This window comes from Lactiplantibacillus nangangensis (assembly GCF_005405065.1).
In the GTDB taxonomy this organism is placed as follows: domain Bacteria; phylum Bacillota; class Bacilli; order Lactobacillales; family Lactobacillaceae; genus Lactiplantibacillus; species Lactiplantibacillus nangangensis.
Window position 1 is genome coordinate 1 of sequence record NZ_BJDI01000002.1, and the last position, 16,224, is coordinate 16,224.

12 protein-coding genes and 1 other annotated feature are annotated in these 16,224 nt (G+C 46.1%); of the genes, 7 read left to right on the forward strand and 5 right to left on the reverse strand.

Going from position 1 to position 16,224, the window contains the following annotated elements; translation table 11 throughout:
• Nucleotides 1–172: 172 nt before the first annotated feature.
• Complete coding sequence (locus tag FFM70_RS01580) at nt 173–1,840, reverse strand: acetolactate synthase large subunit (protein ID WP_137615116.1); 1,668 nt, start codon at nt 1,838–1,840, stop codon at nt 173–175.
• Between the two features lie 2 nt (nt 1,841–1,842).
• Nucleotides 1,843–3,222: an amino acid permease gene (locus FFM70_RS01585; protein WP_137615117.1), complete on the reverse strand. Its 1,380-nt coding sequence runs from the start codon at nt 3,220–3,222 to the stop codon at nt 1,843–1,845.
• Between the two features lie 83 nt (nt 3,223–3,305).
• On the opposite strand from FFM70_RS01585, the gene mmuM reads away from it, so the two are divergent.
• Entirely contained in the window at nt 3,306–4,235 is a 930-nt protein-coding gene (gene mmuM, locus FFM70_RS01590; protein WP_223877403.1) for a homocysteine S-methyltransferase, read from the forward strand.
• A gap of 73 nt (nt 4,236–4,308) precedes the next feature.
• Here the strand turns inward: mmuM and FFM70_RS01595 are convergent, their stop codons facing one another.
• A complete protein-coding gene (locus FFM70_RS01595) occupies nt 4,309–5,028 on the reverse strand; it encodes a hypothetical protein (RefSeq protein WP_137615118.1) in 720 nt (239 codons plus the stop codon).
• Between the two features lie 313 nt (nt 5,029–5,341).
• On the opposite strand from FFM70_RS01595, the gene metK reads away from it, so the two are divergent.
• From metK to FFM70_RS01615, 4 genes are all read left to right on the forward strand, one after another.
• Nucleotides 5,342–6,547 (forward strand): methionine adenosyltransferase, encoded by a 1,206-nt coding sequence (metK, locus tag FFM70_RS01600; protein ID WP_137615119.1) that lies wholly within the window; start codon nt 5,342–5,344, stop codon nt 6,545–6,547.
• An 858-nt stretch (nt 6,548–7,405) separates the two neighbouring features.
• Nucleotides 7,406–8,902 carry an MDR family MFS transporter gene (locus FFM70_RS01605; protein ID WP_137615120.1) on the forward strand — a complete coding sequence of 499 codons (1,497 nt, stop codon included), beginning with the start codon at nt 7,406–7,408 and terminating at the stop codon, nt 8,900–8,902.
• Nucleotides 8,903–8,905: 3 nt separating this feature from the next.
• The gene (locus tag FFM70_RS01610; RefSeq protein WP_137615121.1) at nt 8,906–9,619 is read left to right on the forward strand and encodes an alpha/beta family hydrolase; all 714 of its coding nucleotides are present in this window, start codon (nt 8,906–8,908) and stop codon (nt 9,617–9,619) included.
• A gap of 136 nt (nt 9,620–9,755) precedes the next feature.
• Nucleotides 9,756–10,031 (forward strand): bacteriocin immunity family protein, encoded by a 276-nt coding sequence (locus FFM70_RS01615; RefSeq protein ID WP_137615122.1) that lies wholly within the window; start codon nt 9,756–9,758, stop codon nt 10,029–10,031.
• Between the two features lie 55 nt (nt 10,032–10,086).
• On the opposite strand, the gene mnmM is transcribed toward FFM70_RS01615, so the two are convergent.
• Entirely contained in the window at nt 10,087–10,653 is a 567-nt protein-coding gene (gene mnmM / locus FFM70_RS01620; protein ID WP_479686840.1) for a tRNA 5-(aminomethyl)-2-thiouridylate-methyltransferase MnmM, read from the reverse strand.
• Nucleotides 10,654–10,671: 18 nt separating this feature from the next.
• Nucleotides 10,672–11,331 carry a phosphatase PAP2 family protein gene (locus tag FFM70_RS01625; RefSeq protein WP_137615124.1) on the reverse strand — a complete coding sequence of 220 codons (660 nt, stop codon included), beginning with the start codon at nt 11,329–11,331 and terminating at the stop codon, nt 10,672–10,674.
• 149 nt (nt 11,332–11,480) lie between these two features.
• Nucleotides 11,481–11,695: a binding site (T-box leader), on the forward strand.
• A gap of 245 nt (nt 11,696–11,940) precedes the next feature.
• On the opposite strand from FFM70_RS01625, the gene leuS reads away from it, so the two are divergent.
• Nucleotides 11,941–14,364, forward strand: coding sequence for a leucine--tRNA ligase (leuS, locus tag FFM70_RS01630; RefSeq protein WP_137615125.1), 2,424 nt, complete (start codon nt 11,941–11,943; stop codon nt 14,362–14,364).
• A 184-nt stretch (nt 14,365–14,548) separates the two neighbouring features.
• Nucleotides 14,549–16,219, forward strand: coding sequence for a putative polysaccharide biosynthesis protein (locus FFM70_RS01635; RefSeq protein ID WP_137615126.1), 1,671 nt, complete (start codon nt 14,549–14,551; stop codon nt 16,217–16,219).
• Nucleotides 16,220–16,224: the final 5 nt, after the last annotated feature.

Sequence of the window (16,224 nt, forward strand, 5' to 3'; positions counted from 1 at the left end):
AGTCACTTTCTTTCTCTTGAAATGTGGTAGTGGATGGATACAAGTCTGCGACTATATCCCTTTTTTATACACTTTTTCACTCTTCACAGTATACGAAAAAATCCGCTGCCAGTAATCAAGTTTTTGATTACCAACAACAGATATTTTAGAACCGATAACCCTTGCTATTTTTTTAGAGGCGAATCGTTGTATTGCCGAGTTTTTCAATTAATTTCAAGTTTTCACGGTAATCGACGGGCACGGTGATGATGTGCACACCAGTTTTGGCGGCGACGGCTTGACGGAGCATCGTTTTAAAGTCGGCCGCGTGTGCAACACGATAACCAACGGCTCCGAAACTTTCAGCGTATTTCACGAAGTCGGGGTTGCCAAAATCGACTTCATCATGATGCTGTAATTCCATGTCCATTTTCCATTTGATCAAACCATATGACGCATCTTCCCAAATGACGAACACGAGATGGAGTTTTTCACGGATGGCAGTTTCGATTTCTTGAGAGTTCATCATGAAACTCCCATCACCCATGACAGCGACGACGGTCCGATCGGGGTAGGCGAGTTTGGCACCCAGCGCCCCAGGTAAGGTCCAAGCCATCGTGGACAGACCGTTATCAATCAAACAAGTATTTGGCAAATAGGTTTGATACAAGCGCGCCATCCACATTTTGACGGCCCCAGTGTCCACCAAGACGATATCATCATCGGCAAGCACTTCACGGGTGTCGCTGACGACTTTTTGTGGCAACATTGGAATCGCGTCACTGGCCGCACCAGTGGTCAGTTCTTTTTGGATCATTGCACGGATCATTGGTTTGCGGTGGTCAAAATGAATATCTTGTTCCTGCAAAGCTTTGATTAACGCCGCTAAACTGGGGCGAATATTTGCAATGATGTTTAAAGTCACATCGTAATGGCTGTCAGTATCTTGACGGAACATATTGATATGAATAATTTTCTTGTCGCCGCGGGGATTGATCTTTTTAGGATCAAATTGTTGGATTGAGAACCCAATGGCGATAATCAAATCGGATTCTTCAAAAGCAAAGTTTTCATAATCTTTACGCATGAAGCCCACGACGCCGAGGGCGTTCTTGTGGCGATCAGAGATAACGCCTTTACTCATAAAAGTAGTTGCCACCGGAATATTCAGCAGTTCGCTTAATTGTTGGACATATTGTTCAGCATGTTTCCAGGTAACCCCGTCACCAGCCAAAATAATCGGGTGTTTGGCGGCGGCAATCAATTTAACGGCGCGGTCGATATCACTTGCTGTTGGTTGTGTCACCGAAATGGGCGCAATCGGTAATGGCCGACTTTCAGGATCGGCGGGAGCCATTTCGACATCTTGTGGAATCGAAAGGTACGTTGCCCCAGGCTTGTCACGTTTTGAAATGGAGAAGGCTTTACGGACCATTTCTGGGACGGCGTGCGCAGTCAAGACCATGCGAGCGTATTGGGTGACGGGCTTGAACATTGAGACTAAGTCGATAACTTGATGAGATTCTTTGTGTAAGCGATCCAAGCCACCTTGCGCGCTAATTGCGACGAGGGGTGTTGAGTTGGTTTCGGCATCCGCAACGCCTAATAACAAGTTGATGGCGCCGGGGCCAAGCGTCGCCACACAGACCCCTGGATTACCGGTCAAACGGCCATAGACACTGGCCATAAATGAAGCGCCTTGTTCGTGCCGCGTTAAGATAAATTTAATTTTAGTCGACTGATTGATGGCGTCGACCAGATGGATATTTTCCTCGCCAGGGATCCCGAAAACGAATTTGACGCCTTCATTTTCTAAACATTCTACGAGGAGCTGCGCAGTATTTTTACTAATTGTTGCCATAATTAACCCTCTTTATGTGATTTAAGCTTTTGACTGAGATAGTAACCAAGATAACAAATTAAGACGAATGGGACGGTATAATATAACGCGATTCGCTGATTGGGGTCAAACCAAATCAGCAAACAAGACAGCCCGCTCAAGATGAACGCCAACCAAGGGACGACCGGATAGCCCGGTGTGCGATAAGTTAAGTCAGCGATGTTTTGACCACTTTTTACGTAAGCTTTACGAAAATTAATTTCCGACAGGGCGATTGCCATCCAAACAATGACGACGGCTAGCCCGGAGATTGAAACGAGTACTAAGTAAACGGACCCGGCAGCGTAAACACTAGATAGTAAGGCCAAAATTCCACCAAGCATGCTAGTCATGAGGGCAATTAACGGAACGTCACGTTTAGTGGTGCGTTTGAAGACTTTAGAAATGGTGCCTTCGTTTGCTAATGACCAGAGCATCCGCGTTGAGGCGTACAAGCCGGAGTTGGCAGCGGACATGATGGCGGTTAAGACGACAAAGTTCATAATATCAGCTGCATACGGAATCCCAATTTCTTTGAAGACAAGCACAAAGGGACTTTGGGTGACGCCGGCTTGTTTGTAAGGAATTAAGGCGGCCATCACGAACATACTGCCGACGAAAAAGATGATCAAGCGCCACAGCGTGGTTCGAATGGCAGTTGGAATCGTGTGGGCAGGATCCTTAGCTTCGCCCGCAGTAATGCCGATTAATTCCGTCCCCGAGAACGCAAAGTTGACCGTCAACATCGTGGTGAAGACCCCACCAAAGCCGTTCGGAAACCAGCCATTTTTAGTATAGTTCGTTAATAGTGGCGCACTCGACTGGCCGGCTAAAGGAAGCCAACCGACAATGGCGAGGCCACCAAGAATGATAAAGGCAATGATGGCGATGACTTTAATACTGGCAAACCAAAATTCGGCTTCTGCGAACCACCGGACTGACATGGCATTGACCGTGAATATCACGACCATGAAGGCCAGACTCCAAATCCAAGTTGGAATATGTGGAAACCAATTTTGCATGATCAGCCCGGCGGCCGTAAATTCAGAACCTAATGCAATCGTCCACGTGAGCCAATACAGGATGGCAACGGTAAAGCCAGTCCCTGGGCCGATGTACTTTTTAGCGTAGACGTGAAAGGCGCCGGTATATGGCATTGCGACGGCCAGTTCGCCCAGACAGAGCATGACGAGATAGACCAAAATAGCACCGATTGTATAAGCCAATAAGGTCCCAATCGGGCCGGCTTGGTGAATGGTATAACCGGAACTTAAGAAAAGCCCGGTCCCAATCACGCCGCCTAATGAGATCATTAAGACGTGCCGTGATTCCATTTGGCGATTTAAATGAGTTTGTTTTGACATGAAGATACTCCTTGCAGGCTTGGAATAATTAGAATAAGATGAGATAATCATATCATAATGTAAGTGAAGAAAGGAAACTGATTATGCAAGTTTCATCAATGAAAACGTTATTACAACAAGGTCCGGTCGTTTCAGATGGGGCCATGGCGACGGAATTAGAAAAACGCGGCGTCGATACCGACAGTGCTTTATGGTCAGCGACGGCCATGATTGATCACCCCGAAGCCATCACGGCGGTTCATAAGAGCTATTTTGAAGTTGGGGCGCAGCTTGCGACGACCAATACTTATCAAGCTAATGTACCAGCTTTTGTTGCGGCGGGGGTTCCGGCTGAATCGGCTCGTAAGTTAACCCAACAAGCCGTTCAACTGGCCAATCAAGCACGGGATGACTACGCCGCAACGCATCCGGACTTTACTGGGCTCGTCGCCGGTAGTATTGGCCCATACGGCGCTTATTTGGCGGATGGTAGCGAATATACCGGCGACTATCAGCTGACGGCAGCCGCCTATCAAGATTTTCACCGCGAACGGCTCCAACTCATTACGGGGGTCGGGGTTGACGTACTCGCATTGGAGACGATGCCTAACTTTGCGGAAGTGCAAGCACTGGTTCAATTAGTAACCAAGGAATTTGCCGGTCAAGACTATTGGGTCAGTTTTAGTCTGAAAGATCCACAAACGCTCTGTGATGGCACGTCACTCGCGACCGCTGCCAAATGGGTCGCACAACAACCGAACGTGGTCGCAGTCGGGGTGAATTGCACAACGTTAGAAAATATTGAGCCGGCCTTGCAAACATTAAATGCGGCAGTCAAGATTCCGTTGATCGTTTATCCCAACTCTGGGGATGAATACGATCCAACGACCAAAACGTGGCAAAAGACCGAGCTTAGTCATACGTTCGATAGCTTTGTGCCAAAGTGGTTAGCGGCTGGCGCCCAAATTATTGGGGGCTGTTGTCGGACGACACCAACAGATATTGCGACGGTACATGAGTTAGTGCGCGCCTAACCCATCGCTACACAAATAAGGACTCGGAAAGTCAAAAATTGATTTCCGAGTCCTTATTTGGTTAACACTACTTTTAATAAAGTAAAAACATGAGCACTAATTGAATCCCAGCATTGATCATCAGGTGTAATTTTAGCCGGCCAAAAGATTGTTGGCTGAACCAAACGGCGATGGTGATGACGATGGCAGTAATCGTTTGCCAAGTAATCGGCTGTAAAAAGATTGTGATGACCAAGATGGCACCAGTAATGGCTGAAATCACTTGATTGATTTGACGCTGCTTACTAAAAGTTGGAACATACAGGAACACATAACTAGCAACAAGTGGCGCGAGTCGCCATAAAAAGGTCGTGGAGAGGTAGTCGTTTTGTAAGTAGAAGACGGCGACCGGAATCGTATAAGTCATCACGATGCTAAAGACCACTAACCCGAAGTAGTTTTGCATGCCGAATCGTGGAATAGCCATGATGAATAACCAAACGCTACAAGTTAGGAGCAAGTAGAGCAGTTCAGATTCTTTCGCGATAATGTTGGTAAAGGCGAAAGCCACTGAAATGCCGATTGCAATTAAACTCCATTGCGCGGGAATTCGGCGATCGAGAATAATGAAGACAGTGGCGGCGATCGCTAACGTGTAACCAATCAGTGGCAGCTGGGCCGCGGAAAATTTTGCGGTTTGAAATGAGCGACCATAGTCTAGTGCTGCCCACCAAACCACGATACTTTGAATGATTGTAAAAATCACGAGGTGTAAATAATCGCGTTTTATTTTGAGCTTTCCAATTCGAATCATAAGGCAACATCTTTCTGATAAGTATTATTTCAATCCTACCGATAGACGGTCAGTCAGTCAATAATTTGATAAGATTCTTTAAAAAAAATGATGATTGTGATAGGCTGGTATAGTTATGAGCAGTTCCCGAAAGGATAAGAGCGAGTTCGATCTGAACAATCGAATCGTGCATAACAGGGCTGTTGACTGTTGATCGTGCCGGTTAAATTTGAGGCTTAACTCGTCTCGGATTTCGGCGTGATGACTCAGTCAAAGCCCTGTTTGTCACTCTTAGATGCCTTGTAACCGAAATATCTCAAGGGGGAATTTTAAAGTGAGTGAAAGACACCTATTTACATCTGAATCTGTTTCTGAGGGCCATCCCGATAAAATTGCGGATCAAATCAGTGATGCGATTCTAGATGCTATGTTAGAACAAGACCCGCAAGCCCGGGTTGCCGTTGAAACTTCTGTGACAACGGGGTTAGTGCTCGTCTTTGGTGAAGTATCGACCAAAGCCTACGTCGATATTCAAAAGGTCGTGCGTGACACGATCAAGTCGATTGGCTATGTTGATGGCCAATACGGCTTCGACGGTGACAACTGTGCTGTTTTAGTTTCATTGGATGAACAATCACCTGATATCGCGCAAGGGGTCGATGATTCCCTAGAAACTCGTGAAGGTGACGAGGATCCATTAGACAAGATTGGTGCCGGTGATCAAGGGATGATGTTTGGCTATGCCATTAACGAAACCCCAGAATTGATGCCATTACCAATTGCCTTAAGCCATCGGTTAATGCGTAAGATTGCTGAGTTACGGAAAAACGGCACCATCAAGTGGTTGCGGCCAGATGCGAAAGCTCAGGTCACGGTCGAATATGATGAAAATAATCAACCACAACGTGTGGACACGGTCGTTTTGTCAACGCAACATGATCCTGACGTTGACTTGGACACGATTCGCCAAACGGTGATCGACCAAGTCATCAAAGCCATCATTCCAGCTAACTTGTTGGATGATCAAACCAAGTATTTGGTGAACCCAACTGGTCGCTTTGTGATCGGTGGTCCTCAAGGGGACGCTGGTTTGACTGGTCGGAAAGTCATCGTAGATACTTACGGTGGTTTTGCGCATCATGGTGGCGGGGCCTTCTCAGGGAAGGATGCCACTAAGGTTGACCGTTCTGCAAGCTATGCGGCGCGTTACATTGCCAAGAACATTGTGGCGGCTAAATTAGCTGACCGGGTCGAAGTCCAATTAGCGTATGCAATTGGGGTCGCTGAACCGGTATCAATTTCAGTTGATACAGCTGGAACTGGTAAAGTCAGTGATGAAGCCTTGATTGCGGCAATTCGTAAGCACTTTGACTTACGGCCAGCCGGTATCATCAAGATGTTAGACTTACAGCGCCCAATTTACCGTCAAACGGCGGCATATGGTCACTTCGGTCGGACTGACATCGATTTACCATGGGAACACACTGATAAAGTTGAAGCCTTACAAGCTGAATTCAGTGCCACTGAACTTAATAAATAAACGCGACGAGCTTATCGGCCATCGCGGTCTGTAGGTACTCGACGCTAAAAGCGACCTTTTTTCTGGGGTCGCTTTTTTTGTGCAAGAGTGTTCCAATCAACGGGTTGCTCCTGAGCATTGCCTAGCCAAAGGTATAATGCGGTTTTGGCATTGTGCCTTTGGCGTAGCAAGCGGAGGGAGCAGTTGACTGGAGCACGTTTCGACTGTCAAGCTAAGGGAGCAGGATAATGCGGTCTTAGCATTGTGCCTTTGGCGTAGCAAGCGGAATCCCCAGGCTTGCCGAACACGTTTCAGCTGTCAAGGTAAGGAACAACTGGTAGCATGCAAAATGGCTGTCCACTTGCCGCCTTCCGGTCGGGGCCTAAAACGCTGGAACGCCATGGGCCATTTTGAAGCCAAAGGGCGGTCTTCAAAACTGTCCTTGTTCTAAGTCCGGGAAACCTGCCCGCACTAAGAACAATTTCATGGCCGAGCATTTTAGGCCCCGACCTCACGGCTAAATTAAGTTAAACCTGGCATTAGAGTAATGTTAGTTAATCAAAATGGTTAAGCTTCAGTCGGTAGCTAATTTAGCGTTCAATCGTTATCGCTTTAGTCAGTATGTTAGGCTAAACACGGGTGATTTTGTTGATGTGTTTTAAATTGCCTAATACAGACTCAGAAAAACACTGGAAAGTTAATTCCCGAACTTGCCATAATCAGACTAACTAAATTAGGCAGTAATCTCCTAATCTAGTCGCAAGATGGGATGATGTTTTTAGAACAGTAATCAATATTCGAAATAACCTTTTGCGTATAAAAACGGTTATTCCACAAGAACTTGTTAGTAACAAATGAGCACAGAGAGAGGAAACAACTATGCAACAACGTAAAACCAATGTAATGGCAGTAACGATTGCCATTTATGTGGCGACTTTTATGAGTGCGATCGAGGGGACGATCGTTTCAACCGCCTTACCAACCATCGTCGGGGACCTACATGGGGTCTCCTTAATGAACTGGGTTTTTTCAATTTATCTTTTGACTAATGCCATGATGACCCCAATCTATGGCAAATTGACTGACTTGATAGGCCGTAAACCAGTCATGCAGGCCGGACTGATTATTTTTATCGTCGGGTCGATGATGAGTGGCTTGTCAGATTCAATGCCAGTTTTAATCTTCTGGCGAGCGATTCAAGGTATCGGTGCGGGGGCGTTAATGCCCGTTTCAATGACTATCATCGCGGATATTTATTCCTTTGAACGACGCGCCAAAGTGCTTGGCTTCAATAGTTCTGCTTGGGGGATTGCCTCCGTGCTCGCACCCTTAATTGGGGGCTTGATCGTTGATAAGTTAAGTTGGCATTGGATCTTCTTTATCAATGTGCCAGTTGGCTTGATTACCTTATTCTTATTCCAATTTTATTTACGGGAACCGAAACGGCATAATAATGTCAAAGTGGACTACTTAGGGAGTTTCTGGTTAATGCTATTCTTACTCTGCTTGATGTTGAGTTTCCAGCTCTTGAGTAATGCAACGATCAACTGGGCCACGGTGATTGTGGCTTGGGTCGTGAGTGGCTTGAGCTTATGGCTGTTTATTCGGCGCGAAAGCCATACGCCAGAACCGGTTATTTCCATGAATTTGTTTAAAAATCGCACGTTTGTGATTCAAAATGCCGTTGCCGCGCTAATCAGTGGCTTTTTGATGGCGGTGGAAGTCTACATTCCAACTTGGACTCAGGGGATTCTAGGTGTGCCAGCATCCTTAGCCGGTTTTGCGGTGACACCAAGCTCCTTAATGTGGATTATCGGGTCGTTTGTGACCGGTCGCTTGCTAGCGAAGTGGGCACCACGGCGAATTCTGTATTTGAGTTTATTCTTTATTCTCTTTACCGGGATTTGTTTGGCCTTAATCCCAGTTTCAACACCATTTATTTGGTTCTTTGCCATTACCGCTGTTGGCGGGATTGGGTTCGGAATTACGATTACCGCCACGACTGTGACTTCACAACACTTGGTTTCACCGAAGAATGTGGGGGTCGCGACTTCGTTCAACACGTTGAGTCGGACGATTGGGCAAACTGTGATGATTTCCATTTTTGGGATTGCCTTGAATGTTGGGATGAATCAAGGAATTGCACAACATCACGGCACGAACATGGCGATGATGAATAAATTGATCAATCCACAAACGGCCACCGAGCTGCCAGCCAAATTATTACCAACGTTGCGCGGTATTCTATATACTGGGTTACACTGGGTTTATTTAATCGGCTTAGTCTTGATTATCCTAGCGTTTATTGTGAATAGTTTGGACCGTGGCAAACAAATGACTGCGGCGCAGCATGCGGAACGGTTGAAGAAGGAATAAGTGATGAAAAAATGGGTGAAATTTAGTCTCGCAGGGGTGATTGTCGCAATTTTGGCGGTGCTGGTGGCCGTCGGCGTGATCAAATCAAAAGAATACGCACCGTCAGCCGAGGCCACGCGAGTTGCCCGCCAAGCGACGCAGACGACCCGCGAGTATACGTATTTCAAGGGTGATGCGGACAAAACGGCGGTCGTCTTCTATCCGGGGGCCTTGGTCGCGCCGGATAGTTATAGTATTTGGGCGGCGCAATTAGCTCGTCAAGGACATTCGGTTTATCTGATGCATTTTCCATTGGATTTAGCGGTATTAGCAGGTAATCGGGCGACCGCGGTCCCCAAGTCAGTCCGACAAAATTACGTTATCGGGGGTCATTCACTAGGTGGTGTGATGGCGAGTCGTTATGTGGCTAAGCATCAGACTAAGGGGCTAAAAGGCGTGTTCTTTTTAGCGAGCTATCCGGATGAAAAGGGTCGGCTTGACACTAGCAGACTACCGGTACTTTCAGTGACGGGGTCGCGCGATGGTGTGCTGAATTGGCAAAATTATCGTCAAAATCGGCGTTATTTGCCTAAAAACACGCGTTATCTAACGATCAAAGGTGGCAACCACGGTGGCTTTGGGAGTTATGGTCATCAAAAGGGTGATCACCACGCGACGGTCAGCAATGCGAGCCAGCAACGTCAAATCAGTACGGTATTAATTGATTGGTTAAAATAAGATTGGCATCGTCATGGTCAGCTGAGATGCTACCGTGGCGATTTTTTTGACGTTAGCGTCGTCAAAATCGGCGTTTATGTCGATATAATGTCAATCCAATTCATGGTGATAAGATAATACTGAAGGGGACGATCAGATGTTTTTAAAGTCTAAACGACCAGCAATATTGAACCAGGTTGGCGACCTTGTTCAGAATTCAACGATTTCACCAGCTGAGCGTCAATTATTATTGGCCGCTCAAAAAGGGCTAGCGAGTGGTCACTATGATGAACAAGTGGCCCAGCAGTTGAAACGCCAATTATCAGTTTTGGCGATGAACCGCCATCTGACACCAGCGATGACGTCGTTTTTTATCGAGCTGTCGCGGCAATATCTCGGTTATGGTCAACGTGGTATGGTCAGTCTGTGGTAAATCGAGCTAGCAAAAAAGTAGTTGTCATCCCGATGAGGTGAAGGCAACTACTTTTTTAACGTTTTTGGATAGCAATTAAGTCAGGTGGAAAGTGAACTTGATTCATAAAGCCGTAATGTAGGACTTGATAGTTGTGCTGATCCAATTGGCGAGCATAGTCGGTGACAGCCTGTGCTTCTTGTTGGCCGCCAGGATGGCCAGCGTAGACGAGTACAATAATCAGGCCATTAGTGACCAGCCGTTCTTGAATCGCTTGAATCGCGGTGAGGGTCGTGGTCGGCTTAGTAATAATGGTTTTATCACCACCGGGTAAATAACCCAGATTGAAGCAGGCACATTTGATTGGTTGCTCGGCGGCAATGACCGTGCTGAGCGTCTCATGGCCAGCGTGAGTCAACGTCACCTGATGGTCGAGTCGCTCAGCTTTAAGGGCAGCGGCGGTATTTTCGATGGCTGTTTGTTGAACATCAAAGCCATAAACGTGACCGTTCGGACCCACCAATTTTGCGAGATAGACGGTGTCGTGACCATTGCCGACGGTCGCATCAATGACGGTATCACCAGGATCAACGACTTGATTCATCAATGTATGACTAAAAGCTAGTGCTGAACTGAGTTGGATTTTGAGTCCCTCCCTTAGCTAGTGCGATTGGCGTTTAAACTTAAAATTGCCGTGGCGATGACCATGAGTCAAACGGGCACTCAGGTACGTTAAGCAGGTACCAAGCATGAGTCCGCCCAAGGTATCGCTTGGATAATGCACGCCGACGATAATCCGACTGATCATCATCAACAAAATTATAGCGATTCCGAGTCCAAATAACCATCGTTTGAGCTGCTGATTTTTAAGCAAGTCATAGGCGATGACCAACAGACTGCCAATGAGGACGGTCGTGGTGGTAGAGTGACCACTTGGATAACTGTAGCCACCAATTTGCACTAAACGCCAGGCAGTCGGTCGAGGACGCTGAATCAGTTGTTTGATGAAATAATTGCCATAACCAGCTAAGCCCCAAGTATTGAGCCAGAAGAAGGCGGCAGCCTTACTTTGACGGGCAAAGATTAGGCCAAGACCCACGATCGCGGTGATTAGCGTGATACTATGTGGATCACCTAAGTGGGTATAATTGACCATCATCGTTTGAAACCATTGGGGACTGTGATGCAGTGGCAGGGCGATTGCTTGGTCGAACCAAGTAATGGCTGCTGCATGTTGCCAAACAGCAATACTCCAAGCGAGCCAAATTAAGGCGAGTCCACTCATTGCGAGATCACGTCGATGCCAAATCTTTTGGGTCATGTCGGTTCCTCCGATAAAAAATTTACTTTGATTATTATAGCATGTTTTATAACTAGATTAATGGGAGGGAGCGGCCAACAAACTCGGTCAAGATTGCGCCTCACCCCTTGAAAAAGTGGCGGGGGTTTGCTAGTATAAGTATCAATAACTTTACGACTCTGACAAGGATTAGTAATTAGCGATGTTTTACAGAAACGCCGTGGTCGTTGCAAACGACGATTCATCACTAACGAACTCACCTTCGAGTCTTCCGGCTGAAAAGGCAACTTGTAGGCACGGACGTGGTTTCGCGTTAAGAATCCCAAGAGGCCACGCCAGACGTGGAATCATAGGTGGTACCGCGGAACCTCGTTTCGTCCTATAAGCGCTTTTTGCTTATGGGGCTTTTTTTGTAGAGTGTTCACTGGAGCGGTTTGAGGATGAGCATTGCCTAGCCATTGGCTGAATGCGGTTTTAGCATTTAGTCAATGGCGTAGCAAGCGGAACCAGCAGGCTTGGTCACCACGTTTCGGCTATCAATGTCGCACTCAATGCTATTAAGAAAGTAAGCACACCATCCAAGTCAAAGTCGTATTTGCTAGTTACATAGCATAAGAAAGGGGCACAATTATGGCATACAACCATAAAGTCATTGAACACAAGTGGCAACATTATTGGAAGGAAAATAAAACCTTCAAAGCTTTAGATAACACCGATCAAAAGAAATATTACGCCTTAGACATGTTCCCATATCCATCCGGTCAAGGGTTACACGTTGGGCATCCTGAAGGTTATACGGCGACTGATATTATGTCACGGATGAAACGGATGCAAGGTTTCAACGTGTTACATCCAATGGGTTGGGATGCTTTTGGGCTACCTGCAGAACAATATGCGATGAAGACTGGGCATAACCCAAAGAACTTCACCGCGCAAAACATTAAAAACTTTAAGCGGCAGATTCGCTCCCTCGGATTTTCATATGACTGGGATCGTGAAGTCAATACCACTGACCCAAGTTATTACAAATGGACCCAATGGATTTTCGAACAACTTTATAAAAAAGGCCTCGCCTATGAATCTGAAACGCTCGTCAATTGGGCACCAGATATGATGGGTGGGACCGTGGTCTCAAACGAAGAAGTCGTTGATGGCAAGACTGAACGTGGCGGCTATGACGTTTATCGTGTACCAATGAAACAATGGAGCTTGAAGATTACGGCTTATGCTGACCGTTTGATCGATGATTTAGATGATATCGACTGGCCAGAAAACATCAAAGAACAACAACGTAACTGGATTGGTCGTTCCATTGGGGCTTCGATTCGCTTTAAAGTTGCGGGTCAAGAAGATAAGTCAATTGAAGTCTTTTCAACGCGTCCCGACACTTTGTACGGGGCAACTTATATGGTCTTAGCACCAGAACATGACTTGGTTGAAGCCTTGACCACGCCAGAACAAGCTGATGCTATCAAAGCATACAAAGCTAAGATTGCCAGCAAGTCTGATTTGGAACGGACCGATTTAAACAAAGATAAGACTGGGGTCTTCACTGGGAGTTACGGGATTGACCCAGTTAATGGCGAAAAATTACCAATTTGGATTGCCGACTATGTCTTAGCCTCATACGGAACTGGGGCCATCATGGCCGTACCAGCTCACGATGATCGTGATTATGAATTCGCGAAGAAGTTTGATTTGCCAATCAAACCAGTCATCGCTGGTGAAAATGATTACGACGAACAAGCCTATACCGGTGATGGTGAACATATTAACTCTGGCTTGGTTGATGGCTTACAAAAGCAACCAGCAATCGATAAAATGATCGACTGGTTGGTTGAACATGATTGTGGTGAAAAGAAAGTCAACTACCGCTTGCGGGATTGGATCTTCTCACGGCAACGTTACTGGGGTGAACCAATCCCAGTAATCCATTGGGAAGATGGCGAAACGACGTTAGTTCCTGAAGATGAATTACCATTGCGTTTACCAGCCACAAAGAATTTGGAACCTTCTGGAACTGGTGAAAGTCCATTAGCTAATATCGATGACTGGGTCAATGTCGTTGACAAAAATGGCCGTAAAGGAAAACGTGAAACCAACACGATGCCACAATGGGCCGGGAGCTCATGGTACTTCTTGCGTTACGTTGATCCACACAATCCAGATGCGCTTGCAGACTACAAGAAGTTGGAATACTGGTCACCAGTTGACTTGTACGTTGGTGGTGCCGAGCACGCCGTCTTACATTTATTGTATGCGCGTTTCTGGCACAAGTTCTTGTATGATCTCGGAGTTGTTCCAACCAAGGAACCATTCCAGAAGTTAGTGAACCAAGGGATGATCTTGGGTGATAACCATGAAAAGATGTCGAAGTCACGTGGTAATGTCGTTAATCCAGATGATATTGTGGAACAATACGGCGCCGATACTTTGCGTTTGTATGAAATGTTCATGGGGCCATTGGAAGCCTCAATTCCATGGAGTACGGATGGCTTACATGGTGCCAACAAGTGGATCGAACGAGTTTGGCGTTTAATGATTGATGAAAATAATCGGGTCCGTGACCGCGTAACGACCTTTAACGATGGTAAATTGACGAAGGTCTACAATGAAACGGTTAAGAAAGTTACCGAAGATTATGAAGCCATGCGGTTTAACATTGCCATTTCACAAATGATGGTCTTTGTTAATGAAGCCTACAAAGTTGACGACTTACCAATTGTCTACATTGAAGGGTTAGTTAAATTGTTAGCGCCAATCACGCCACATTTATCTGAAGAACTTTGGTCATTGTTAGGTCATGATAAGACCATCACGTACGCAACCTGGCCAACTTATGATGAATCTAAGTTAGTTGAAGACACGGTTCAAATCGTCTTACAAGTTAATGGTAAGGTTCGGTCACACGCCGAAGTTGCCAAAGACATGGGTAAAGATGAGTTGGAAGCCTTGGCTTTAGCTGATGAAAAAGTGAAAGAATTTACAGCTGGCAAGACGGTCCGTAAAGTGATCGCTATTCCTGGTAAATTAGTTAATATCGTTGCCAATTAAGCGCAATTAGTTGGAACACCTTGTCATCTCGTTTTATCGTGATGATGAGGTGTTTTTTGAGTGTGGAATCGGTTGGTTGCTTAAGGTTCAGTTAAACTCACGCAGAAGCTAGAAATTGAATTGCAACTTAGGAGGATTTCCTCTAAAATGGTTAAGATTGAACTAAGAAAGTAGGTACGGGACAATGTCTGAGGAACCAAAGGCTAATCAGCCACAGAATGGCCACGTCAACTCCGAAGCTGATGCGCATCAAAAAATGGTGCGGGGCTCAGCTTGGATGACGGCGGGCAGTCTCTTTTCACGAATTCTGGGTGCCATTTATATTATTCCCTGGGTCATTTGGCTTGGTAATAATTCGCAACAGGGGAATGCCCTCTATGCGAAAGGGTATAATATCTACAGCTTCTTTCTCCTGGTGGCAATTGGTGGGATTCCATCAGCCATTTCAAAACAGATTTCAGAATATAATACAATCAATGAATATGGTGTTGGTCAACGGCTCTTTAAACGAGGGCTGTTACTGACAACTGCACTCGGTATTTTAAGCGGATGCGTGCTCTGGTTTGGCGCACATATCATTGCCGCTGCTTTTGGCGGTGGTGATCCGAATGTCATTCCGGTGTTACGGGCTTTAGCAATTGCGTTGGTCATTATTCCATCGATGTCGTTGACACGGGGCTTTTTCCAAGGTTACCAACAGATGGCGCCGTCAGCGATTTCCCAGTTTGTTGAACAAGTTTTTCGGGTCATTTACATGTTGGGCGCGACTTACTATATTATGCGCGTACAAAAGGGTGACTGGGTTAATGCAATTACCCAATCAACGTTTGCTGCCTTTGTCGGTGCGGCTGCCAGTTTTTTATTGCTGGGGCTGTACTATTACCGTCAACGACCAGAGTTAAATCGACTCGCTGCGCAGAGTGATGCCAAACTAGTGATTCCAGTTTGGCAGTTGTTCCGAGACATTATTGTGCAAGCTATTCCATTTATCGTGATCGATACTGCGACGACGGTCTTTAACTTACTTGATCAAGCGACATTCCAACCGATCATGCAAGCGACGTTCCATACCAAAGTTGCCGTAATCAATGATTTGTATGCGTTATTTGCTTTTAATGCGAATAAATTAGTCATGATTATCGTGTCACTGGCCTCGGCCATTGCGGTGACGGTGGTACCATTATTATCTGAATCGTTAGCAGCGCATAATATGCGTAATATTCGTAAACAATTGGAAGATGCTTTTACGCTGTTTCTGTTTATTATGATTCCCGGTGCGTTAGGGATGGCAGCGGTGGCACAACCATTGAATACGTTATTTTATGGGTATAGCAAAGCAGGGACAATGATTCTGGAAATCTCGGCGTTTACGGCGATTATTCTCGGCCTATTCACCGTTGCTTCGGCTTTGATGCAAGGGTTGTCGCGCAATCGCGATATTATCCGTTTCTATTTGATTGGTTTGGCCGTGAAATTAGTCGTGCAGTGGCCATGTATTTATTTCTTGTCAGCAGCAGGCCCACTAGTTGCGACGGCCATTGGGATGCTTGTCGCTAGCATGATGGCGCTGTACGACTTGGAAGTGAACTTTGGGGTGCGTTATGTGAAGTTACTCCCAAATGTGAATCGAATCTTGATTTTCTCGATTTTGACTTATGTTTCAGCGGCTTTAGTCGTTTACGGCTTGAATTTCGTGATGAATGAACAAAGTAAAACTCAGGCGTTTGTGATCGTAGTCTTAGCGGTCGCCGTTGGTGGAGCGGTGTATGCATACTTCGCCTTACGCTCGCATTTAGCTGATTTGATGATTGGTGAACGAGCGAACGGTTTACGGCGCAAACTCCGGATTAAGTAGGTGAA

Coding starts and splice junctions, on each gene's coding strand:
- FFM70_RS01585 (WP_137615117.1), bottom strand. CDS start 3,222: ATGTCAAAACAAACTCATTTAAATCGCCAAATGGAATCACGGCACGTC.
- leuS (WP_137615125.1), top strand. CDS start 11,941: ATGGCATACAACCATAAAGTCATTGAACACAAGTGGCAACATTATTGG.
- FFM70_RS01595 (WP_137615118.1), bottom strand. CDS start 5,028: ATGATTCGAATTGGAAAGCTCAAAATAAAACGCGATTATTTACACCTC.
- FFM70_RS01580 (WP_137615116.1), bottom strand. CDS start 1,840: ATGGCAACAATTAGTAAAAATACTGCGCAGCTCCTCGTAGAATGTTTA.
- FFM70_RS01625 (WP_137615124.1), bottom strand. CDS start 11,331: ATGACCCAAAAGATTTGGCATCGACGTGATCTCGCAATGAGTGGACTC.
- FFM70_RS01615 (WP_137615122.1), top strand. CDS start 9,756: ATGTTTTTAAAGTCTAAACGACCAGCAATATTGAACCAGGTTGGCGAC.
- FFM70_RS01610 (WP_137615121.1), top strand. CDS start 8,906: ATGAAAAAATGGGTGAAATTTAGTCTCGCAGGGGTGATTGTCGCAATT.
- FFM70_RS01635 (WP_137615126.1), top strand. CDS start 14,549: ATGTCTGAGGAACCAAAGGCTAATCAGCCACAGAATGGCCACGTCAAC.
- mmuM (WP_223877403.1), top strand. CDS start 3,306: ATGCAAGTTTCATCAATGAAAACGTTATTACAACAAGGTCCGGTCGTT.
- FFM70_RS01605 (WP_137615120.1), top strand. CDS start 7,406: ATGCAACAACGTAAAACCAATGTAATGGCAGTAACGATTGCCATTTAT.